The organism is Micromonospora sp. SYSU B005, assembly GCF_055362685.1.
Genome location: NZ_JAXCFU010000001.1, coordinates 728,862 through 750,024 on the forward strand (window position 1 = coordinate 728,862; position 21,163 = coordinate 750,024).

Genomic DNA, 21,163 nt, shown 5'->3' on the forward strand with positions numbered 1-21,163 from the left:
GATACCTGACAGCGGAAGTCCGGTTTCCCGAACGAACCGAATGGGCGATCATCACCGGTATGCACCTGCTGCTGTCCGGGATCGTCGGCTCGGTCGCGTACGGGCTGGCCGGTCCCGGCTCGGACACCGACCGGATCGGCGTGTTCGCCGCGCCCACAGTCGCGTTCCACGGCCTGCGCCCGCCCCGCGAGTCGGTGGTCACCACCGACCCGGACGTCACGCTGCACGAGGCCCGCAAGTACGCTCTGCTGGCGCTGAGCGGCAACCCGACCGCCACCGAGCTGATGTGGCTGCCCGAGGACTGCTACGAGACCCGTACCGGATTCGGCGAGGAGCTGATCGCGATCCGCTCGGCGTTTCTCAGCGCGCCGCGGGTCCGCGACGCCTACCTCGGGTACGCCTCACAGCAGTTCCGCAAGCTCGCCGCCGCCCCGGCGGACAGCGGTGGGCGACGGCGTTCGGCGAAGCACGCCCGGCACCTGGCCCGGCTGCTGCACCAGGGCCGGACGCTGTACGCGACAGGCGTGCTGGAGATCCGCCTCGCCGACCCGGAGTGGTTCCGCGCGTTCGGCGAACGGGTCGCCGGCGGCGCGGTGGACGAGGCGCAGGCCCTGGTGGCGGCCGCCGAGGCGGAGTTCGACCAGGTCCGCTCGCCGCTGCCGGAGCGCCCGGACGAGGAGACGGTGGAACGCTGGCTGCTCGCCGTCCGGGCGGCGTACCTGCCGCGCTGAGCGGTCACTGCACGTCGAACTCGTTGCCCTCCGGGTCGGCCATCGTGGTGTGCTCGCTGCCCCGGTCGGCGACCTCGGCCAGCACCGTCGCGCCGAGCGCGGTCAGCCGCTTCACCTCGGCCGCCCGCCCCTCCGGCCCGACGTGCACGTCGACGTGGAGGCGGTTCTTCACCCGCTTGGGCTCGGGGACGGCCTGGAACAGGAACCGCCGGCCCAGCCCGGTGCCGCTGGCCGGGTCGACCGGGTCGTCCGGGTGGCGTACCGCCGCCAGCTCGCGCCACGCCTTGCGGCCGTCCACCTCGACGTACGCCTCCGGCGGCACCGCACCGGCGGCGGCCAGCCGCTCGATCAGCACGCTGTTGTCCTCGACCTGGTAGCCGAGCGCCTCGGCCCAGAAGCGGGCCAGCCCGATCGGGTCGGCACAGTCGATGACGAGTTTCCAGTCCCGCGCCATGTGTCCTCCGTGGTCAGCTGGTGTAACCAGTTATAGTGGTTACGTGACGGACGGCGCAAGCGGACTCACCCTGATCAGTCCCGAAGGCACGAGATACCGCTTCGACCCGGGCGCACTCTGCCTGGAGCTGCTGACCACCGGCGGTCCGGGCGCGTTCGCCCGCTACGAGGTGCTGCACCGGCCGGACGACCTCGCAGGCTGGCTGGCTGTGTCCCGGCTGCGCCTGGACCCCGCCACCGTCACCGTCGACGCGGACGACCTGGCCGCCGCCCGCCGGCTGCGCGACGCGCTCTGGCGAGTGGCGCAGTCGCGTACCCGCGACGAGGCCCCGCCCGCCGCGGACCTGGCGGTGGTGAACGACGCCGCGGCCGGGTTACCGCTGAGCCCGCAGGCCGGTCCCGACGGCAGCCGGTCCTGGCGTACGCCGCTGACCGGCGCTCAGGTGGTCGCGACGTTCGCCCGGGACGCGGTCGACCTGCTCACCGGCCCGTACGCGGACCGGATCCGGGAGTGCGGCGCGCACGACTGCCGACTGGTCTTCGTGGACACCTCGCGGCCGGGGCAGCGCCGCTGGTGCGCGATGGAGCGCTGCGGCAACCGGCAGAAGGCGCGCGCGCTGCGGTCCCGGCGCGCGCCCGGCTGACTCAGTCCGCCAGACGTACGCGTACCCGGCGGTTGGCCCGCCCCTTGCTCTCCACCTTGACCACCTGGACCTTGCCGATCTGGGCGGTGGAGGCGACGTGCGTGCCGCCGTCGGCCTGCACGTCCAGCCCGACGATGTCGACGATCCGCACCTCCTGCTCCTCCGGCGGGATCAGGTTCGACTGGGTACGGATGATGTCCGGCAGGGCGAGCGCCTCGGCGCGCGGCAGCACCCGCACCGCCACCGACCGGTCGGCCGCCACCTCGGCGTTCACCAGTTCCTCGATGCGGGCCTTGAAGTCCGGCGGCACCTCGGGGAGGTTGAAGTCCATCCGCGCCTCGCCCGGCTCCATGTTGCCGCCGGTCACGAGCGCGCCGAAGTCGCGGAACACCACGCCGCAGAGCACGTGCAGGCCGGAGTGGGTACGCATCAGCATGGTCCGGCGGGCGTCCTCCACCGCGCCGACCACCTCGGTGCCGACCGGGGGCACCGGGTCACCCTCGGCCGGGATCAGCCACAGGTCGTCGCCCTTGCGGGTGCCGACGATCCGGGTCTGTACGCCCTGCCAGAGCAGCACCCCGTGATCCGGCGGCTGCCCGCCGCCACCCGGGTAGAACGCGGACCGGTCCAGCACGATGCCCTGCTCGGGATCGGCCTCCAGCACCCGGCAGGTCCACTCGCGCAGGGTCGGGTCCGCGAGGTCGAGCCGGTGCGTACGGCCGTGGTGTGTGACGCCCATGGAGGGCGACGTTACCCGTTCAGGAACGTCGAGACGCGCTCCCGCAGGTCGGCGCGCTCGGTCCAGAGCACGCCGGGCCTGTCGTACACGTGCAGTGTGGCGTTCGGCAGCGCGGCGGCGAGCCGTTCGGCGACGGCGACCGGGTGCAGGTCGTCCTCGGCGGCGGCGATGACCAGGGCCGGCGCGGTGACCGCGGCGAGCGACCCGGCGTCGTCGAGCGGGGCCTGGGCGGGCAGGTCGGCCAGCCCCGGCGCGAGCCCGTCACGCAGCAGCTGGTCGAGCCGTTGCCGCAGGTACGCCCACCCGGCCGGGGTGTTGCGCACCGACGGCGGCAGTTCCAGCGACACCGCGTCGGCCAGTGCCGAGGCGTCGCCCTCGGCCACCGCGTCGAGCAGGCCGGTGAGCCGGGCGCGGGCCACCTCGCCGCGCGGTGTGTCCAGCACGGCGGGCAGGAAGAAGACGAGTTTCTCGAAGCGTTCCGGGCTCTCGGCGAGCAGCCGGCACAGCGCGCCCGCGCCGAGGCTGGCGCCGAACGCCCGGGTGGCGCCGCTCAGGTCGGCGACGGCGCGCAGGTCGCGGGCGAGGTCCAGGTAGCTCCACGGCCCGGGCGGGGAGTCGGAGCGGCCGTGCCCGCGGAACTGGAAGAAGACGCGCCGCCCGGCGACGCCGCTGCCGAACGGGCGGGTGGTGGCGATGCCGCTGCCCAGCCCGTGCGCGAACACGGTGACCGGGTCACCGGTGCCGGTGACCAGCCGTTCCAGGCTCACCCCGTGCGGGGTGGCGACCAGCTCCGTCTCCGGCTCGGGCAGCGCGGGACGCCCGGTCCGGGGCGCGCCGGGGCCGGGCCCCCAGGTGCGGGGACCGCCGTCCGGCGGCGGAGGCCAGCGGAAACCTCTCACCAGGACCCTCGGCCGTCGTGCAGATCCCGCAGACCGGGCCGCACGTCGAGCAGGTAGATCAGACCGGCGGCGATGCCGATCAGTCCGAACAGGCTGATCGGGCCGAAGCCGAGCAGGGTGAGCGCCAGGCAGACGGCCAGGATGGCGATCCAGCCGCCCTTGGGCAGCGTGCCGATCGCGGCGAAACCGTCGCCGCGCTGGGTGACCGCGTGCACCAGCGCCACTCCCTGTACGACCAGGGCGAAGACGAGCAGGATCAGCTGGATCACGCTTTGGACTGCGAACGCGAAGATCGGCGCGGCGGTGGCCATGGGTGCAAGCTTATGCCGAGACCCCGGAAACGTCCGACAGGACGTTGTCCGGGGTCTCGGTGGAGCATCAGATCATTCGGCGGCCGGGCGGGTCCGCTTCGTCGTCTTCGGCAGCTTCGCCGACGGGGTGGCCGGCTTCGCGGCCTTGGTGGCGGTCGTCTTGCCGGCGACCTTGGTCGCGGTCGCCTTGGTGGCACGGGTCCGCTTCACCGCGGCCGGCTTGGCGGCCACCACCTCGGCCACCTCGGCCGGGCTGGGCACCTCGGTCGTCGCGGCGGCCTTCGGCGCGGTCTCCGGCTTCGGGGTGATCCCGGTCTTCGAGGCGACCTCGGTGCCGGTCGCCGCGGTGGCCTCGATGTCGGCGTTCACCGTGTCGGCGGCCTCCAGCACGCCGGCGCCGACGACGCGCTCACCACGGGCGACCAACTCGGCGTACGCGGCCAGCGCGCGCTCCTGCGCGGCGTGCGCCCCGGCCACCACGACGGCGGCGTTGCGGGTGGCGGCCTCGCGGAGCTTGTCCAGGTTCGCCGCCTCGCGCAGCTTCTCCAGGTTGGCGGCCTCGCGGAGCTGGTCGAGGTCGGTGGCGACGGCGCGCTCGCGCAGCCCGGTGGCGGTCTGGTTGGCGGTCTTCAGCGTCTCGGTGGCCTTCTGGCGCAGCTCGAAGCCGGTGACGACGGCCTTGCCGCCGAGGTCGGTCACGACCCGGGTGCCGAGGCCGCTGACCACGGTGGGCAGCTTGCGCAGCTGCTCCAGGGCCAGCTCACCGGCGCCGGCGGCGGCGTAGAGGGGTGCGGGGATGCGGTTGGTCTTCGGCTGGGTGGTCATGACTGCTCCTCTTCGGCCGCACCGGCGGCCTTCCGGGCCGCCCGGCGGGCGGTCGTGTCCTGCGGGGCGGCGGTGGTCGGGGCGGGCGCGGTGGTCGGGGCGGGCGCGGCACCCGCTTCGGTGACGGCCACCGATTCGAGGACCGCCTCGGTCGGCGTGCCCTCCGGCGTGACCGGACCGGTAGCGGCCGCCGCCACCGTCGCCGGGGCCTCCGGCGCGGTGGCCGGCTCGGTCGCGGCGGTCTTCTCGGCCGTCTCCGCCGTCGTGGCCGCATCGGTCGCCTCGGCCAGGCGGGCGTTCTCGCGCCGGAACGTCTCGTAGATCTGGGTGAGCGACTGCTTCTGGGCCATGGTCAGCTCGGGGTCGACGGCGATCGCCGCGAGCACGCCCTGGCCCTCCTTGTCGTCCAGCAGCCCGGCGCGCAGGTACATCGCCGGGGTGGAGACACGAAGTGCGCTGGCGAGCTGCTGGAGCACCTCGGCACTCGGCTTGCGCAGCCCGCGCTCGATCTGGCTCAGGTAGGGATTGCTGACGCCCGCCTGCTCGGCGAGCTGGCGCAGTGAGATCTTCGCGTTGCGCCGCAGGTCGCGAATGAACCCGCCGACATCGGGAAGGTCCTTGCTGGTGGCCATGACTCAACGCTAGCTCGGGCCGCTAACTACTGCAAGCAAAGCGCTAGCCAGAGTTAGCAGGGTCGCCGAAGGTGGGTTGCGGAGGCCATGTCCGGTCCGTACCGTTCTCCCCCGTGACCAAGATCGATATCAACGGTGCCCAGCTCGCGTACGACGAGAGCGGCACCGGCACCGCCGTGGTGCTGCTGCACGCCGGCATCGCGGACCGGCGGATGTGGCGCGGGCAGATCCCGGCGCTCGCGCAGCGGCATCGGGTGATCGCACCGGACCTGCGCGGCTACGGCGAGTCGGAGCTGCCGACCACGCCGTTCGCCCACCACGACGACGTGGTCGGGCTGCTCGACGCGCTGGGCGTCGAGCGCGCCGCACTCGTCGGCTGCTCGTTCGGCGGCCGGGTCGCGGTGGACACCGCGCTCGCCCACCCGGAGCGGGTCTCGGCGCTGGCACTCTTCGGCGCCCCGGTCTCCGGCAACGAGTGGTCCGAGGAGACCGAGCAGCTCTGGGAGGAGCTGGTCGGCGACGTGGACCCGGAGGACTTCGCCGCCACCGCCGCGGGTGAGGTGCGATTCTGGGTGGTCGGCCCGACCCGCCGCCCGGAGGACGTCGACCCGGAGCTGATCCGGTTCGCCGAGGAGATGGACCGCCGGGCGCTCGCCGCCGAGCAGGCGCTGAGCGCGATCGAGGTGGGCGAGCTGGACCCGCCGGCCATCGACCGGCTGGGCGAGCTGCGCGTACCGGTGCTGGTCGGCACCGGCGCCGACGACCTGGCCGACATCCGCCGCCTGGCCGACCGCATCGCCGACGAGGCCCCCCAGGGCGTACGCATGCCCAACGTCCCCGACGCGGCCCACCTGCTCCCCCTGGAGCGCCCCACCGAGACCAACGCCGCCCTCCTGCCCTTCCTCCCCTGACCGCCCCCCTCCCCTTATCGCGTTGATCTTGCACTTGCGGCCCTCGGGGCGCCCGGGATGGGCGATTTGCCGGGGCAGCAAGTGCAAGATCGCCGAGGCTGGAGGGCGGGTGGGGTTACCAGAGAGGGCGGATGGCTCCTACCGGGAGGCCGCCGCCCAGCAGGGGTGGCTCGGCGTACTCGGTGAGGATCGGGGCGCGCACGTCCAGGCGCGCCAGGGCGGACACCAGGACGGGTGTGCGGGCCCTCGCGGCGCCGTCGTCGATCTTCAGGGCCACGGCGCCGACCTCCGGGATCGCCGCCGCGATCACACCCTCCGCGCCGATCTTGGCGAGCAGACCGGGTACGCCGCGCATCAGCCGCGTGTCCTCCGCCTGGGTGCCGCCGACAAGCTCCGGGTACGCCCGCATCGCGTCCGCCACCGTCCGCTCGACGGTGCCCGGCTCGGCGCCGACCAGCCGCAGGAACGCCCGTGCCAGCCCGGTCAGCGACACGGCCAGCACCGGCGCACCGCAGCCGTCCACCCCGACCGCCGCCGCCCGCTCACCGGTGATCTCCTCGATCGTGGCGGTCAGGCACTGCTGGAGCGGGTGCTCCGGCCGCCAGTAGCCGTCCAGCGGCCAGCCCGCCGCCAGGCAGGTGCGCACCATGCCGGCGTGCTTGCCGGAGCAGTTCATCAGCACCCGGGCCGGGCCGCCGCCGGCCCGCAGCACCGCCTCCCGGGCGGCCTCCCCGAACGGCAGGTCCGGCGGGCAGTGCAACGTCTCCTCGGTCAGGCCGGCGTCGCGCAGCAGCGCGGTCACCCGCTCGACGTGGAACTCCTCGCCCGCGTGGCTGGCCGCGACGAGCGCGATGTCGGCCGGATCGGTGAGCGGCAGGCCGGCCCGGAGCATGCCGATCGCCTGCATCGGCTTGCTCGACGAGCGGGGGAAGATCGGCGAGGTGACGTCACCGGCCCCGGCGACCGGCTCACCGGCGGCGTCGAGCACCACCACGGAACCCCGGTGGACGCCCTCCACGAAGCCGGACCGGACCACCTCGGCGAGCGGCACGCCGCCCTCGTACGTTTTTCCCACGGTATGGACGGTACCGAGGGGACGGACCCGGTCGGCGGCGGGGTCACCTGCGACGTCGACCGGGGCGGTACGGGGTCGGAGCGGGGTGCGCCGCTTACCGGACGGTAGTCGGGACGCCGAGCAGCGTACGGGCCTCGGCGGTGGTCAGCGGGGGACGCTGGGCGAGCTGGGCGAAGCCCACCGCCCGCGCGACGAGCTGCATGTTGGACTCCACCGGGCGGCCCTTGGCGTACGTGACCGTGTCCTCCATGCCGACCCGCAGGTGACCGCCGGTCGACAGCGAGGCCAGCATCACCGGGATGGTGCTGCGCCCGATGCCGGTGGCCGAGAACGTGGTGCCCTCGGGCAGGTCGCGAAGCATCTGCTGGGCCGCCACAAGGGTCGCCGTGGTGCCGGGCATGCCACCCGGTACGCCCATCACGAAGTCGACGTGCACGTGCCCGCCGTGCGGCAGGCCGTACTTGCCGAGCAGCCGCTGCAGGGCGGTGAGGTGGCCCAGGTCGAAGATCTCGTACTCGGGGACGACGCCCCGCTCCTGCATCCGGGTGTGCAGGTCGACGATGAACTCCCACCGGTTGAGGAACACGTCGTCGCCGAAGTTGACGGTGCCCATGGTGCAGGAGGCCATGTCGGGTGCGGCGTCGAGCACCGCCAGCCGGGCCGACTCCGGGTCGGTCACCGCGCCGCCGGAGGAGAGCTGCACGATCAGGTCGGTGCTCTCCCGCAGCGCCGTCACCGTGTCGCGCAACCGCCCCTGGTCGAGCGTGGGACGCGCGTCGTCGTCGCGGATGTGGACGTGGATCACGGCGGCGCCGAGCGCCTCGCACTCCTTGGCGGTCAGCAGCAGCTCGTCGAGCGTCACCGGCAGCGCCGGCACCTCCGCCTTCGCCGACTCCGCGCCGGTGGGGGCAACCGTGATCAACGTCCCTGTCGTCATGCCCCGGATCCTAGACCGGCACCCGGCACCGGGTCGACCGCAGAATTTCCGGTGCGAGCGGCGTCATGAAGGGATCCTTCCGCCACCGATGGCGTTACGAAGGGGCCCTTCCTTACACATCGATGGCGGCGGCGCTCTCGCCGACGAGCAGGCGGGCGTCGTCGGGCGTGTTGCGCTTCAGCACGGCGAGCGCCACCTGACCCAGCTCGTAGTGCTGCACGGCGGTGCCCACGAAGCCGACCGTCCGGCCGTCGAGCGTCACCGGCGTACCGGCCACCGGCGGCTGGTCGCTCGCCACGCCGTCCAGGTGCAGCAGGACGAGCCGGCGGGGCGGCTTGCCGAGGTTGTGCACCCGGGCGACCGTCTCCTGCCCCCGGTAGCACCCCTTGTCCAGGTGCACTGCCGGGGCGATCAGGTCCACCTCGGCCGGGATCGTCCGGTGGTCGGTGTCCACGCCGGCCCGGGCCCGCTTGGCGGCCACCCGGATCGCCTCGTATGCCCACAGCCCGGCCACCGGGACCCCGGCGCCGCGCAGTTCCGCCACCACCCCGTTCATGGCGGCCCGGGGCACGAGCAGGTCGACGCCGAGCGCCACCCGCCGGGCCCAGCCGCCGACCGGGAGCGGCTTGACGTCGTACACCACGGAGGGCCGCGCGGGCAGCTCGCCGGAACGGAACTTCGGACCCGGCACCGCTGCGACGTCGGGCGCGGCCAGCCCGGTGACACCGAGCGTGTCGAGCGCGCCCTGCGCCTCCGGCCCGACCAGCGACAGCAGCGCGTGGTCGGCGGTGGCGTCGCGCGGGTCGACCCTGCTGAAGAACCGCATCTTCTCCAGGTACGACAGCAGGCCCTCGGTCATCCCCGGCTCGGTGTCGAGCCAGGTGGTCTCGCCGTCGTCGGCGACCATCGCGTGCTGCTCGACGTGCCCGTGCGGGGAGAGCACCAGCAGCTCGGTGCCCTGCCAGGGGGCCAGCGCGGCCAGGTGCTGGCTGGTGAGCGTGTGCAGCCAGCTGATCCGTTCCTCGCCGGGCACCGCGACCACACCCCGGTGCGAGCGGTCCACCAGGCCCACACCGGTGGCCAGGAGCCGCTGCTCGCGCATCGGGTCGCCGTAGTGGGCGGCCACCGGGCCGACCCCGGCCGCCCGGTGGGCCGGCTCGGGCTGGTCCCGGGTCTGGTCGTCGATGGCGTCGGTGGTCACCGCACCCGCGATGTCGATCATGTGCGTTCCCCGTCCTGTGCGCAGCGGCCGCAGACCCCGAAGAGCGCGACGTGCCCGATGTCGACCTGGAATCCGCGCTGCTCGGCCAGCTGGTCGGCGAGCGGGCGGAGCATCTCCGGGGCGATCTCGTCGATCGCCCCGCACTCCCGGCACACCAGGTGCACGTGCTGGTGCTCGCCGGCCGCGTGGTAGGTCGGCGAGCCGTGCGACAGGTGCGTGTGCGTGACCAGGCCGAGCCGTTCCAGTAGCTCGAGAGTGCGGTAGATGGTGGTGATGTTGACGCCGGCCGCCACCTCGCGGACCGCGGTGTGCACCTGCTCCGGGGTGGCGTGCCCCAGATCCAGGACGGCCTGGAGCACCAGCTGCCGCTGCGCCGTCAGCCGCAGCCCGCGCGAGCGGAGCATTTCCGCGAGGGAGGATTCGGACACCCTTCGATCATAGTTCGGCCGCCGCGCGGGCCGGTCCGCCGCCGGGGGTACGCCACTACGCTGCGCCAATGGGTACGACACGGGTGGCGGTGCTCGGCCGGGGACTCGTACCGGCGGGTGAGCCGGTGCTGCGCGGCGACGACCGGGGTGTCCTGCACGGCGACGGCCTGTTCGAGACGGTGCACCTGCGCGACGGCCGTCCCTGGCTGCTGGAGCCGCACCTGGCCCGGCTGCGGGCCGGCGCGGCGGCGATCGACCTGCCGCTGCCCCCTGACGCCGCGCTCGTCGAACTGCTGGACACCGTGCGCGCCGGCTGGCCCACGCAGACCGAGGGCGCGTTGCGGCTGGTCTGCACGCGGGGGCCGGAGGGCGGCGGGCCACCCACGGTGTACGCCACGCTGGGCGAGGTGCCGGCGTCGGCCCGGGCGGCCCGGCGCACCGGGGTGACTGTGGCCACGCTGCCGCTCGGGGTGGCCGCCCGGTCCCGCCCCGAGCTGGGGTGGCTGCCGAGCGGTGTGAAGTCCACCTCGTACGCGCTCAGCACCGCCGCCCGGCGCTGGGCGCAGCGGACCGGCGTGGACGACGTGCTCTGGGTCTCGACCGACGGCTACGTGCTGGAGGGCCCCACCGCGAACGTGGTGTGGCTGCGCGGCGGCACGCTCTGCACGGTCCCGGCGGCGGAGACCGGCGTGCTGCCCGGCGTGACCGCCCACCACCTGCTGAGCCGGGCGGCCGAGCTGGGCCTGACCGCAGGCGAGCACCTGCCCACGGTGGCCGACCTGCACGAGGCCGAGGCGATCTGGCTGACCAGCTCGCTGCGCGGCCCGGTGGAGGTCACGTCCTTGGACGGAACCCCTCGCCCGGGTTCGCCTCTGACCCCGAGGCTGCGATCTCTCCTGAACTTCCCCCGTCCCCCACTCGGTCGATCATGAAGTTGGCGGCGTTCGTTGTCCGATTTGTCGCCGCCAACCTCATGATCGACGCGATCACGCGCAGGGTCAGGGTCAGCCGGCTACCCGAGTGAGGCGGGCGGAGAGGTGCGGGCTCAGGGGCTGGCCCACGGCGGCCATCTCCTGCGCGTAGAGCAGGGCACCCTCGACGATGCCGAACAGCCGGGCACCGGCGGTGACCTCCTTCGCCGTGGCGGTACGCACGACGGCGTCGGTGGCGAACTCGATCTGGGTGCCCTTGCGCTTGCCGATGTGCAGCTCCATCACGCCGGTCGGCGTGGTCATCAGCGCCTCCAGCTCGTCGGTCACCCGCTCACCGTCGAGCACCGGACGCCACCAGCCCACCTCACGACCGGCGGGACGGACCGGACGGCTCTGCTCGTCCAGGATCCACGCCCGCGACTCGTAGAACAGGAACGGCCGGCCGTCGTGGCTGATCCGGATCTCCTGCGCGTAGTCGAAGTCCTCGATCGTCGGGAACCCACCCCGGCCCCGTCCGCGCCACACCCCGACGTACGGCAGCAGGCCGTCCAGGCTCGGGTGCAGCTTCGGGCCGACGCGCAGGTCGTGGCTCTCCTCGTACGGGTACTCCTCGACCGGCGGCGCGTTCAACCACGGCGGCTGAAGCGGATTCTCACTATTCACAGCGCCACCTTCGTTCGCGACTGCGGGGCTCGCAAAACCGGCTCTCTCCTCGCGCTCACCATTTACCTCTAGCTATGCGGACCGCGACATAGACCAGGCCACCGGCGAGCGCGCCCAGGCCGGCGACCAGCAGGCTGACGAACCCGATCTCGGTAACCATCCGGACCATCCTATGCTGGCGTCATGGCGCGCACTCTCGTCGTCAAGGCCACCGCCGGCGCGGACTCACCGGAACGCTGCGCCCAGGCGTTCACTGTCGCCTCCACCGCAGCCGCAGCCGGGGTGGACGTGTCGCTCTGGCTCACCGGCGAATCCACCTGGTTCGCGCTCCCCGGGCGGGCGGCGACGTTCGAGCTGCCGCACTCCGCGCCGCTCGGCGAACTGCTGCACGTGGTCCTGACCACGGGCCGGGTGACCGCCTGCACCCAGTGCGCGGCCCGGCGGGACATCGGACCTGGCGACGTCATCCCCGGCGTACGCATCGCGGGCGCCGCGGTGTTCGTCGAGGAGGCGATGGCCGAGGGCGCGCAGGCGCTCGTCTACTGAGCGATCCGCCCGGGTCGTCCACTCTGACCGGTGAGCCGATCCTGATCCGACATGTCCGGATTACGCCTACCATGTGAACGTGAGTGAGGCGATCCAACAGTTCTTCGCGTCGCTACCGGCGCGCGCCGCGTCGGTGCTGAACAGCCCGATCGGCGGCACGCTCCAGATCGACCTGGCCGACGGCAACCGTACCGAGCACTGGTACGTGCGACTGGCACCCGGATCGGCCCAGGTGAGCCGGGAGGAGCAGGGGCAGGCCGACGGCGTGCTGACCGTCTCCACCGAACTGTTCGAGAAGCTGGTCACCGGCCGGGAGGCCGGCATGGCCGCGGTGCTGCGCAACGAGGCCACGTTCAGCGGGCACGTCGTGCTGTTCCTGGCGTTCCGCCGGTTCCTGCCGGCCCCGCCCGAGGTACGGGATCCGCGGGACGCCGCCCGCGACCACGTCCGGCGGCTGGCGTGAAGGACCGGGTCAGGATCCTCGACGGCAACACGTTCCTGGTCAGCGACGATCGCGGCAACATCCAGCCGTCGTACGACTTCCCCACCGGGCTGTTCTCCTTCGACACCCGGTTCCTCTCCACCTGGATCCTCACCCTCGACGGGGAACCCCTGCACGCGCTCTCCATCGACGACTCGCTGTCGTACAAGACGCGGTTCTTCCTGGTCCCCGGCGAGCCGACGCACTACCTGGACGCGAACGTCTCGGTGATCCGCAGCCGGGCGATCGGCGGCAGCCTGGACGAGGAACTGACCCTGCTCAACCACTCCGCACAGGAGAAGGAGTTCCACCTCCGGCTGAACATCGGCTCCGACTTCGCCGATCTCCTGGAGATCAAGAACAAGCGGCAGAAGAAGGGACGCACCACGCCGACGGTGGAGAAGGACGGCCTGCGGCTGACCTATCGCCGGAAGGCGTTCCACCGCGAGACGCTGGTCATCAGCAGCGCGCCGGCCGAGGTGGACACGGACGGGATGACCTTCCGGATCCGGGTCGCTCCGCACGGTGAGTGGACCACCCGGCTGCACGTCGACACGGTCATCTACGGCGCCCGGGGCGAGGACATCCGGGCCATCCTGCCGCTGGGCGGCCAGCGGACGGCAGCCGACATCGAGGCGGAACAGAGCGACCTGATCAGCCGCGCGCCGAAGCTCGGCTGCGACTGCGAGCCGCTGGCCGGGGCGTACCGGCGCAGCCTCAACGACCTGGCCGCCCTCCGGTACGAGTCGATCACGCTCGGCGTCCGGCTGCTCGCCGCCGGCCTGCCCTGGTTCATGACGCTGTTCGGCCGGGACAGCATCTTCACCTCGCTCCAGGTGCTGCCGTTCCTGCCCGAGATGGTCAAGCCCACGATCGTCATGCTCGCCGGTCTCCAGGGCAGCCGGGTCGACGACTTCCGGGACGAGGAGCCCGGCAAGATCCTGCACGAGCTGCGCTACGGCGAGACCGCCGGCTTCGAGGAACAGCCGCACTCGCCGTACTACGGCGCCGCGGACACCACGGCGCTGTTCGTGATCCTGCTCGACGAGTACGAGCGGTGGACCGGTGACGCCGACCTGGTGCGCAAGCTGGAACACGAGACGCGGGCGGCGCTGACCTGGCTGGACACGTACGGCGACCTGCTCGGCACCGGCTACGTCTGGTACATGTCCCGCAACCCGGAGACCGGGCTGCCGAACCAGTGCTGGAAGGACTCGCCGGACGCCATCTCCTACGCCGACGGGCGGATGCCCGAGTTCCCCCGGGCCACGTGCGAACTTCAGGGGTACGCGTACGACGCGAAGCTGCGCGGCGCCCGCCTGGCCCGCACCTACTGGAACGACCCGACGTACGCCGACCGGCTGGAACACGAGGCGGCGGCGCTGAAGGAACGGTTCAACCGCGACTTCTGGATCCCGGACCGGGAGTACTACGCGCTGGCGCTCGACCCGCTGGGCCGGCAGGTGGACGCGCTCACCTCCAACATCGGCCACCTGCTGTGGAGCGGCATCGTCGACGAGTCCCGCGCCCCCGCCGTCGCCGCCCACCTGCTCGGCCCGCGCCTGTTCTCCGGGTGGGGCGTACGCACGCTCGCCGACGACCAAGGCCGGTACAACCCGGTCGGCTACCACGTCGGCACGGTGTGGCCGTTCGACAACTCGATCATCGCCTGGGGCCTGTGGCGGTACGGCTTCCGCCAGGAGGCCGGCCGGATCTGCGACGCCCTGCTCAGCGCGTCGCACTTCTTCGACGGGCGGCTGCCCGAGGCGTTCGCCGGCTACGAGCGCGCCCTCACCGACTACCCCGTGGAGTACCCGACCGCAGGCAGCCCGCAGGCGTGGTCCGCCGGCACGCCGCTACTGCTGCTCCGGGTGATCCTGGGCCTGGAGCCGCAGGGCGATCACCTGATCATCGACCCGGCCGTGCCGCCCGGGATGGGCCGGGTGGAACTGCTCGACATCCCGGGCCGCTGGGGCCGGGTGGACGCGCTGGGACGCAGCCGGGAGCCGCACGAACAGCCGGCGCCACCGGCACTCACCCTGCCCGGCGGCTGACGTCAGGCCCGGCAGAGCGTGGTGACCGCGACCCGGACCCGCTCACCGGCCCGCTGCGCCAGCACCGCCGGGTCGCCCGGACGTGCGTACGCGTCGGCCGAGTCCACCACCGGCGCGGCGCCGGCGCCGAACGCGGCGGCCAGCGACCGGTCGGCCGGCACTGCGGCCTCGGACCGGGCCGTGCGGACGGTCCCACCACCCGGGCAGGGCGCGGCCAGCACCTGCACCGGCCCGGTCGCGCCGCCCCAGCGGCCCAGCGCCGACGCCAGCACGGACGACTCCGCGGCGGCGTCGGCGGACGGGGCCCGGTAGCCGGAGCCCGCCGGGCGGCAGCCGGTGTCGGCGGTGAGCAGCACCCGGCCCGGGCCACCGGCCCGGCCCTCGACCGTGACGAACTCGCCCGCGTCGGCGCGCAGCAGCGGCTCGCCGTCGAGCGTCGACACGCCGGCCCGCCAGCCCGACGGCAGCCGGTCGGCGATGCCGCGCAGCACCTCGCGGACGTCGTCGCCGCCGATCGCCACCTCGACGCCGCGCTCCAGCGTCGCGCCGTCGTCCATCGGCGTGATCCGGCAGCCGCGCTCCAGGCGGTCCGGCAGGAGCGCCGGTACGCCCGCGGTGCCGGCCGCGGCGGTCAGCTCACCGATCGCGCGGTCCACCACCGGGCCGGCCTGGTCCAGCGAGCGCTGCTCCTTGACCGTCGGCGCGTCGGTGCGTACCGACCACCAGGTCAGACCGGCGAGCAGCACGGCCCACGCCACAGTGGCGACCGCCAGCCAGCGCAGCCGGCGTCGGCCACCGGGGCCGGGCCGGCCGGGCGGGGTGGGCGGGGCGTAACCCGTCTCGACGGCAGTCACCCGGCAATGGTGTCACGTGTCCGCGAGGCGCCCGGCCGCGCCTCGGCACCCTCGCTCAGACCGGCACCGACCGGCGGGACAGCAGCCACAGCAGGTAGAAGGGACGCTGCCGCAGCTCGCCGCGACGGTCGGCGTACTGGTCGGCGGCGAGCACAGCGGAGAAGAAGCCGCCCGCGCCCAGCATGCCGAGCACCGGCGCCAGATGCGCGCCCTCGACCGCCACCAGGGTCGCCGCGACCGTCGCCACCGCCGCGCCGGCGGCCTGTACGGCCGAGCGCCGGGACACCCGGGCGACCTCGGCCCGGGCCGCCCGCACCCCCTCCTGGATCTCCGCGTCGAGCTTCACGAGCTGCACCAGCGCCCGATCCGGATCGGTGTCGACCTCCAGCATCCGGCCCCGCAGGTACGCCTGGGTCGCGGCGAGCGCGTCGCTCTCCTGGGTCAGGATGGCGCAGTAGTCCCGCAGCGAGGTGCCCTCCAGCATCGGCAGATCGAGCTGGAGCAGCGGGGTCACCAGTCGCGCCTTCACCGGATCCCCGCTCGGCACGTCGACGACCCGGTGCCCTTTGACGATCAGGTCGAGCGTGCGGTCCGGGTTGTCGCCCAGTTCGATCCGGCCCGCTGTGTCGAACAGCGAGGAGGTGGACTGGGCGTCCGGCGCGCGAGACTCCAGGTGGCTGCGGCGGAAGGTCTGCGGGAAGTAGACGAGCTGCCCCAGCTCCAGCAGCGGCGCGCAGTCCCGCAGGTACGCGCCGAGGCGGTCCAGGTCGTCGCATTCGGCGTAGAGCTCGTCGATCCGGATGTCCTCGTACCGGCAGCGCGGGTCGCAGTGATCCGGATCCTTGCCGCACCTCTTGCAGATCTCCCGGTGGGCCAGATAGCAGCGCTCGCCGCCCGGCTGGGAGAGGACCAGCTTGGCCGTGACGAGCGTGGCCCGCTTGGTCAGGAACGACAGGTCGGTGTCGAGGCTGGCCACCGAGACGTCGAACGGGCGCGACCGGCCGGACCCGTCGGCGCGCTGGAGTTCGCGGGCGATCTCCTCGCCCCGGTTGCCGTCGACGAAATCGATCAGATAGCGGCGGGCGTGGGCAGCGGCGTCGTCGGGCACCTGATCCCCCTCCGGCGCGTCCGGGGCGCACCGCCGTCCAGCCTGCCAGCCACTGTCGAGGCGCACAGTCGCCGGAACGGCTCGTGGCCCGCCACCCGGGTGGGGTGGCGGGCCACGATCTACAGCGTGGGTCAGGCGGCGACCGAGACGGTCACCTCGTTGATCCCGCGGGCCGCGGCAACGGCGGTGTCGCCGTTGCCGTGGCGGGACAACGCCCGCAGCGTCCACGAGCCCGGCGCGGCGAAGAACCGGAACTGCCCGGCCGCCGACGTCACCACCTCGGCGGTGAACTCGCCTGTCGAGTCGAGCAGGCGCACGTACGCGCCCGGCACGACCTCACCGGACTCGGCCAGCACGCGGCCGGTGATGACGGTCTCCTTCTCCAGGTCCAGGCTCGCCGGGAGGGGGGCGGACTGGTCCGGCGCGGCGCAGCCGGCGGCAGCCGTCGAGGCGGCGGAGGCGGCGGTCATCAGGCCTCCCCCGGCTCGTCGCCGAGCGCCACCGGCACGCCGACGAGCGAGCCGTACTCGGTCCAGGAACCGTCGTAGTTCTTCACGTTGCGGTGTCCGAGCAGTTCCTGGAGCACGAACCAGCTGTGCGAGGAGCGCTCGCCGATCCGGCAGTACGCGATCGTCTCCTTGCCGTCGTCCAGCCCGGCGTCGGCGTAGATCTTGCGCAGCTCGTCGTCGGACTTGAACGTGCCGTCCTCGTTCGCCGCCTTGGACCACGGGACGCTGATCGCGGTCGGGATGTGGCCGGCCCGCTGCGCCTGCTCCTGCGGCAGGTGGGCGGGGGCGAGCAGGCGGCCCGCGTACTCGTCGGGGCTGCGCACGTCGACCAGGTTCTTGGTGCCGATCGCGTCGACCACCTCGTCGCGGAACGCGCGGATCGAGGTGTCCGGCTCCTGCGCGACGTACTGCGTCTTCGGCCGCTCCACCACGTCGGTGACGAGCGGGCGGGCGTCCAGCTCCCACTTCTTGCGACCGCCGTCGAGCAGCTTGACGTCGCCGTGGCCGTAGAGCTTGAAGTACCAGTACGCGTACGCGGCGAACCAGTTGTTGTTGCCGCCGTACAGGATCACGGTGTCGTCGTTGGCGATGCCCCGGTCGGACAGCAGCGCCTCGAACTGGGTCTTGTTGACGAAGTCCCGGCGGATCTGGTCCTGCAGGTCGGTGCGCCAGTCGAGCTTGACGGCGCCGGCGATGTGCCCGGTGTCGTAGGCCGAGGTGTCCTCGTCGACCTCGACGAAGACGACGCCCGGGGCGCCGAGGTTCTTCTCGGCCCACTCGGCCGAGACGAGTGCGGTGTCGCGACTCATCAGATCACTCCCTGGTGAGGATGGTTTGGTGAGCCTGCGCGTGGAGATCGATGTCGATGGTTGTCGCACCACACGCGGACCCTGAGCTAGGAACGGATCACGGGTACGTGCGACGGCGCCGCTGCCGGGCGTTGAGGAGGGGGAACCGGGGAAGGTTCGTGGACCCTGGTGGCCGCCGTTCAGGCGGCCGGAGACAGCCCCGCCGCCAGATGACGGGGCGACACAGGCAGGTGGCCACGCGGCACAGGTCGACCGCGCGCCGTTTGGTGAGGTGGGTCCCCATGGGCAGGGAGATTACCAGCCGAGGCGACAGCTGCCACCAGGCCGACCAGCATCCGGGACGGCCGGCCCGCTCCCCGGACCGGCCGCGTGCGGCTCTCAGCCCGCGGAGTTGATGGGCACGTTCGCCGCGTCCGCCGTGACCACCAGGCCCTCCGGCTTCGGCTCCACCTTGCGCAGGTTGAGCTGGAACGGCAGCTCCGGCAGCGGCACGTCGATCGAGATGCCCTGCGCGTACCGGGTCAGCGCGGCCCGGGCCAGCGGCACGTTCGGCAGGCCGTCCGCGGTGAGGTCGTTGAAGCGCAGCGCCACCTTGTTGCCGGCCACCGTGACGTCGGCGGTGCCGTTGACGGTGAGCTTGATGCCGAGGACGTCCACCGGGGCGGTGACGGCGAGCTTGCCGTTGCGCTCGCCCAGCGTCAGCCCGGGACGGTCCAGCAGCTTGGCCAGGCTCTCGTAGGTGACGGTGCCCCGCCCGTCCACGCTCTCGGCCACCACGTCGCCCCGGCCGGAGCGCAGCGTGTCCAGCGAGGCGGTCACGTTGCGCGCGTCCACGTCCAGCTTCGGCACCTCGACCGCGTCGCCCTGCACGTCACCGCGTACGTCGGTGAGCTGGATCGAGATGCGCTCGTACCGGCCGTCGAGCACCTGGGTGAGGAACGGGAAGCCACCCACCTCGACCTGCGGCGCGGCGGACTGCGCGTCCTGCTTGGCGATCTCCTGCCGGACCTGGTCGGCGATGGCGCGCTCGGCCACGCCGGCGGCGACCCGGTCGGCGACCACGAGCAGCCCGGCCAGCACCAGCAGCAGGACGAGGAAGCCGATCAGCACCTTCCGGCCCCGTCGCCGGGGTCGGCTCTCCGCCGGATACGCCTCTGCCACGCCGTCTCCCGTCCTCGCCGCCGTCACCGCGCCTCGCGGCGCAACCGTACTTACCCGAGGCGAATCCTCCCCAACCGCGTCAGAGGAACAGCACGCACATGGCGTACGCGGCGGGCGCGGCCAGCGCGAACCCGCCCAGCGGCCCCTGCATGTGCCGGGCCACCCACATCGTCGGCGGTTCACCGGCCATCAGCCGGCCCGCCTCGGCGTACCCGACGGCGAGGTCGGCCAGGACGGCGGTGGCCGCGCTGACCACCCCGACCAGGGCGGCGCTGGTCGGGGTGAAACCGACCAGGTAGCTGCCGAGCACGGCGCTGGTGAGCGTGCCGAGCATGGCGCCGGCGACCACGCCCGCCGCGCCGCGCGGCACCTGCGGGGCGAGCCGGGGCCACGGCGCGATCGCGTCGGTGAGCCGGGCGACGAGCAACGCCACCCCGGCGGCGGTGAGGCAGACGGTGATCGCCTGGGTGCCCTTGGGGATCCGGCTGAGCACGACGAGCGTGGCGAAGGCGACCACACCCACCACGATGAGCAGGGTGCCGCCGAGCGAGTCGGTCACCCGGACCCGGTCCACCCGCCGTACGAGCTGTCCCAGCACGGCGAGCAGGAACCCGGCCGCGGCGGCGTAGCCGAGCGGGGCCAGGCCGGCGATGTCCGACTGCACGGCGGCGACGTCGGCGATCACCGCCGTCGCGGCGCTGACGAGCGCGACGACGAGCAGCGCGGGCGGCCGCATGGCCATCGTCCAGGCCAGCACGAACAGCAGTTGTACGCCGAAGATGATCGCGGCGAACGGCAGCCGGTGCCCCGGGCCCGAGGTCTGCGCGCCCAGCACCAGGCCGACGCCGAGCAGCGCCGCGAAGCCGGCGACGGTGAGCGCCAGGGGGCGGCGCACCGGGACCGGCGGCACCTCCTCCTCGGGCTCCTCGTCGGACTCGTCGTCGGGACGCCGGCCGGGGCCGCCCTTGCGCAGCCGGCGCGGGCCCTTGCGTTCCGGCCGGTCGCCCTCGTCGGCGGGGCCGGTACGCGGGGCGGGCGGGTAGCCACGGGCGGGGCCGGACGGCCCGGCGGACGGGTCGTCGGCCCACGGTTCACGACCGGTGTCGCGCGAGGTGGAGGGAAACACGCCCCGATCGTGCCAGACCCGGGCGGCTCGGCGGAGGTCCCGGTTTCGGTGACGTTAAAACCTGCGCCGCGATCGAGGGCAGAAAGGGCAAACGGTAAATCGCGCGAAGGTGACGGCCGGTCCATCGGTTACGCTCAGGCCGTTACCCGCCCGTCGACGACGCCGGGACCCACGCAAGTTCACAGTGCCGCCCCACCGGGCGTGTCGCTGGTCGCGCGCGGCCGGAAGGCCGCCGGGACGGAGGTGATCGTGGAGCTCCTGCTGCTCGTGACCGCGCGGGCCGGTGAGCCGTCGGCGGTGCTGCCGGCACTCGACCTGCTGCCGCACTCGGTTCGCACCGCACCCCGCGACGTCCGCACGCTGGTCTCCGGCCCGACACCGGACGCCGTCCTGGTGGACGCCCGCTCCGAGCTGAGCGAGGCGCGCGCCACCTGCCGGATGCTGCACGCCACCGGGCTCGGCGTACCGCTCGTCGCGGTCGTCACCGAGGCGGGCCTGATCGCGCTGAACGCGGACTGGGGCGTCGACGACGTGATCCTGGCCGGCGCCGGGCCGGCCGAGGTGGAGGCGCGGCTGCGGCTCGCGGTGGGCCGGCTCAGCAACGCCACCGCCGGCGCCGGCGGCTCGATCCGGGCCGGCGAGCTGAACATCGACCCGGACACGTACGCCGCCAAGCTGAAGGGCCGGCCGCTCGACCTCACGTACAAGGAGTTCGAGCTGTTGAAGTTCCTGGCCCAACACCCGGGGCGGGTGTTCACCCGGGACCAGTTGCTGCGTGAGGTCTGGGGCTACGACTACTTCGGCGGCACCCGGACGGTAGACGTGCACGTGCGGCGGCTGCGCGCCAAGCTCGGCTCGGAGTACGAGTCGATGATCGGCACCGTCCGCCAGGTCGGCTACAAGTTCGTCGTCCCGCCGTCGCGCTCGCTGCCGGAGCCGGAGCCCGCCCCGCTGCCGGTCTGACCGCCCACGCTCCACCCCGCTAGAGGGCACTTTTCTCGTATGCCCTTTTTGCCCGATCAGTCAGCCATATCCTGGCTGCCGGAATTATCGGGCTAAGGGGGCGGCGGTGCGCGCGGTGAACACGGGGGCGACGAACGGGCGGTGCCGCTG

General features: G+C 73.2%; 27 protein-coding genes. 8 read left to right on the top strand and 19 right to left on the bottom strand.

What is annotated here, in order from left to right; genetic code table 11:
• The first annotated feature begins 59 nt into the window (after nt 1–59).
• Nucleotides 60–731 (top strand): nucleotidyltransferase domain-containing protein, encoded by a 672-nt coding sequence (locus tag SM452_RS03480; protein WP_463839280.1) that lies wholly within the window; start codon nt 60–62, stop codon nt 729–731.
• 4 nt (nt 732–735) lie between these two features.
• On the opposite strand, the gene SM452_RS03485 is transcribed toward SM452_RS03480, so the two are convergent.
• Nucleotides 736–1,185 carry a VOC family protein gene (locus SM452_RS03485; protein ID WP_463839281.1) on the bottom strand — a complete coding sequence of 150 codons (450 nt, stop codon included), beginning with the start codon at nt 1,183–1,185 and terminating at the stop codon, nt 736–738.
• 43 nt (nt 1,186–1,228) lie between these two features.
• Between SM452_RS03485 and SM452_RS03490 the strand changes: the two genes are divergently transcribed.
• Nucleotides 1,229–1,828 carry a CGNR zinc finger domain-containing protein gene (locus SM452_RS03490; RefSeq protein WP_355511514.1) on the top strand — a complete coding sequence of 200 codons (600 nt, stop codon included), beginning with the start codon at nt 1,229–1,231 and terminating at the stop codon, nt 1,826–1,828.
• A gap of 1 nt (nt 1,829) precedes the next feature.
• Here SM452_RS03490 and SM452_RS03495 read toward each other — a convergent pair whose 3' ends face one another.
• The 5 genes from SM452_RS03495 to SM452_RS03515 form a co-directional block, all read right to left on the bottom strand.
• Nucleotides 1,830–2,567 (bottom strand): alanyl-tRNA editing protein, encoded by a 738-nt coding sequence (locus SM452_RS03495; RefSeq protein ID WP_262013212.1) that lies wholly within the window; start codon nt 2,565–2,567, stop codon nt 1,830–1,832.
• An 11-nt stretch (nt 2,568–2,578) separates the two neighbouring features.
• Nucleotides 2,579–3,466 (bottom strand): alpha/beta fold hydrolase, encoded by an 888-nt coding sequence (locus SM452_RS03500; RefSeq protein WP_355511512.1) that lies wholly within the window; start codon nt 3,464–3,466, stop codon nt 2,579–2,581.
• A complete protein-coding gene (locus tag SM452_RS03505) occupies nt 3,463–3,777 on the bottom strand; it encodes a DUF2516 family protein (RefSeq protein WP_262013214.1) in 315 nt (104 codons plus the stop codon). Before SM452_RS03505 ends, SM452_RS03500 begins: the two co-directional genes overlap by 4 nt.
• 72 nt (nt 3,778–3,849) lie before the next feature.
• Nucleotides 3,850–4,602, bottom strand: a complete 753-nt coding sequence (locus tag SM452_RS03510; RefSeq protein ID WP_463839282.1) for a hypothetical protein — start codon at nt 4,600–4,602, stop codon at nt 3,850–3,852.
• Nucleotides 4,599–5,234 (bottom strand): helix-turn-helix domain-containing protein, encoded by a 636-nt coding sequence (locus tag SM452_RS03515; RefSeq protein WP_262013216.1) that lies wholly within the window; start codon nt 5,232–5,234, stop codon nt 4,599–4,601. Before SM452_RS03515 ends, SM452_RS03510 begins: the two co-directional genes overlap by 4 nt.
• A gap of 113 nt (nt 5,235–5,347) precedes the next feature.
• Between SM452_RS03515 and SM452_RS03520 the strand changes: the two genes are divergently transcribed.
• Nucleotides 5,348–6,145 (top strand): alpha/beta fold hydrolase, encoded by a 798-nt coding sequence (locus SM452_RS03520; protein WP_355511508.1) that lies wholly within the window; start codon nt 5,348–5,350, stop codon nt 6,143–6,145.
• A gap of 115 nt (nt 6,146–6,260) precedes the next feature.
• Here the strand turns inward: SM452_RS03520 and SM452_RS03525 are convergent, their stop codons facing one another.
• From SM452_RS03525 to SM452_RS03540, 4 genes are all read right to left on the bottom strand, one after another.
• Nucleotides 6,261–7,220: an asparaginase gene (locus SM452_RS03525; protein WP_463839283.1), complete on the bottom strand. Its 960-nt coding sequence runs from the start codon at nt 7,218–7,220 to the stop codon at nt 6,261–6,263.
• A 94-nt stretch (nt 7,221–7,314) separates the two neighbouring features.
• Nucleotides 7,315–8,157 (bottom strand): beta-keto acid cleavage family enzyme, encoded by an 843-nt coding sequence (locus SM452_RS03530; protein WP_262013219.1) that lies wholly within the window; start codon nt 8,155–8,157, stop codon nt 7,315–7,317.
• Nucleotides 8,158–8,269: 112 nt separating this feature from the next.
• Nucleotides 8,270–9,379: a CAF17-like 4Fe-4S cluster assembly/insertion protein YgfZ gene (ygfZ, locus tag SM452_RS03535; protein ID WP_355511504.1), complete on the bottom strand. Its 1,110-nt coding sequence runs from the start codon at nt 9,377–9,379 to the stop codon at nt 8,270–8,272.
• Nucleotides 9,376–9,783 carry a Fur family transcriptional regulator gene (locus tag SM452_RS03540; RefSeq protein ID WP_194801998.1) on the bottom strand — a complete coding sequence of 136 codons (408 nt, stop codon included), beginning with the start codon at nt 9,781–9,783 and terminating at the stop codon, nt 9,376–9,378. Before SM452_RS03540 ends, ygfZ begins: the two co-directional genes overlap by 4 nt.
• A 92-nt stretch (nt 9,784–9,875) precedes the next feature.
• Here SM452_RS03540 and SM452_RS03545 point away from each other — a divergent pair, with 92 nt between their 5' ends.
• Nucleotides 9,876–10,739, top strand: a complete 864-nt coding sequence (locus SM452_RS03545; RefSeq protein WP_355511503.1) for an aminotransferase class IV — start codon at nt 9,876–9,878, stop codon at nt 10,737–10,739.
• A gap of 72 nt (nt 10,740–10,811) precedes the next feature.
• On the opposite strand, the gene SM452_RS03550 is transcribed toward SM452_RS03545, so the two are convergent.
• Together SM452_RS03550 and mtfM are read right to left on the bottom strand one after the other, a co-directional pair.
• On the bottom strand, nt 10,812–11,402 hold the full coding sequence (locus SM452_RS03550) for a heme-binding beta-barrel domain-containing protein (RefSeq protein ID WP_262013222.1): 591 nt from the start codon (nt 11,400–11,402) through the stop codon (nt 10,812–10,814).
• A gap of 55 nt (nt 11,403–11,457) precedes the next feature.
• Nucleotides 11,458–11,562 (bottom strand): small membrane protein MtfM, encoded by a 105-nt coding sequence (gene mtfM / locus SM452_RS03555; protein WP_013288813.1) that lies wholly within the window; start codon nt 11,560–11,562, stop codon nt 11,458–11,460.
• 23 nt (nt 11,563–11,585) lie between these two features.
• On the opposite strand from mtfM, the gene SM452_RS03560 reads away from it, so the two are divergent.
• From SM452_RS03560 to SM452_RS03570, 3 genes are all read left to right on the top strand, one after another.
• Nucleotides 11,586–11,948 carry a DsrE family protein gene (locus tag SM452_RS03560; RefSeq protein ID WP_355511501.1) on the top strand — a complete coding sequence of 121 codons (363 nt, stop codon included), beginning with the start codon at nt 11,586–11,588 and terminating at the stop codon, nt 11,946–11,948.
• Between the two features lie 73 nt (nt 11,949–12,021).
• Nucleotides 12,022–12,411, top strand: a complete 390-nt coding sequence (locus SM452_RS03565) for an SCP2 sterol-binding domain-containing protein (protein WP_262013223.1) — start codon at nt 12,022–12,024, stop codon at nt 12,409–12,411.
• On the top strand, nt 12,408–14,483 hold the full coding sequence (locus tag SM452_RS03570) for an amylo-alpha-1,6-glucosidase (RefSeq protein ID WP_355511499.1): 2,076 nt from the start codon (nt 12,408–12,410) through the stop codon (nt 14,481–14,483). The genes SM452_RS03565 and SM452_RS03570 overlap by 4 nt, the downstream gene beginning before the upstream one ends.
• Before the next feature lie 2 nt (nt 14,484–14,485).
• Here the strand turns inward: SM452_RS03570 and SM452_RS03575 are convergent, their stop codons facing one another.
• From SM452_RS03575 to SM452_RS03605, 7 genes are all read right to left on the bottom strand, one after another.
• A complete protein-coding gene (locus SM452_RS03575) occupies nt 14,486–15,337 on the bottom strand; it encodes a hypothetical protein (protein WP_355511497.1) in 852 nt (283 codons plus the stop codon).
• A gap of 55 nt (nt 15,338–15,392) precedes the next feature.
• Nucleotides 15,393–16,445 (bottom strand): hypothetical protein, encoded by a 1,053-nt coding sequence (locus SM452_RS03580; protein ID WP_262013226.1) that lies wholly within the window; start codon nt 16,443–16,445, stop codon nt 15,393–15,395.
• Nucleotides 16,446–16,576: 131 nt separating this feature from the next.
• Complete coding sequence (locus tag SM452_RS03585; protein WP_135242226.1) at nt 16,577–16,915, bottom strand: DUF1416 domain-containing protein; 339 nt, start codon at nt 16,913–16,915, stop codon at nt 16,577–16,579.
• Complete coding sequence (locus tag SM452_RS03590; protein ID WP_194801834.1) at nt 16,915–17,763, bottom strand: sulfurtransferase; 849 nt, start codon at nt 17,761–17,763, stop codon at nt 16,915–16,917. The genes SM452_RS03585 and SM452_RS03590 overlap by 1 nt, the downstream gene beginning before the upstream one ends.
• Before the next feature lie 97 nt (nt 17,764–17,860).
• A complete protein-coding gene (locus tag SM452_RS03595) occupies nt 17,861–18,046 on the bottom strand; it encodes an Ms5788A family Cys-rich leader peptide (protein WP_355511492.1) in 186 nt (61 codons plus the stop codon).
• 95 nt (nt 18,047–18,141) lie between these two features.
• Entirely contained in the window at nt 18,142–18,924 is a 783-nt protein-coding gene (locus tag SM452_RS03600) for an LmeA family phospholipid-binding protein (protein ID WP_463839284.1), read from the bottom strand.
• 79 nt (nt 18,925–19,003) lie between these two features.
• A complete protein-coding gene (locus SM452_RS03605) occupies nt 19,004–20,050 on the bottom strand; it encodes a hypothetical protein (protein WP_120572914.1) in 1,047 nt (348 codons plus the stop codon).
• 243 nt (nt 20,051–20,293) lie between these two features.
• Here SM452_RS03605 and SM452_RS03610 point away from each other — a divergent pair, with 243 nt between their 5' ends.
• Entirely contained in the window at nt 20,294–21,013 is a 720-nt protein-coding gene (locus SM452_RS03610) for a winged helix-turn-helix transcriptional regulator (RefSeq protein WP_176739763.1), read from the top strand.
• Nucleotides 21,014–21,163: the final 150 nt, after the last annotated feature.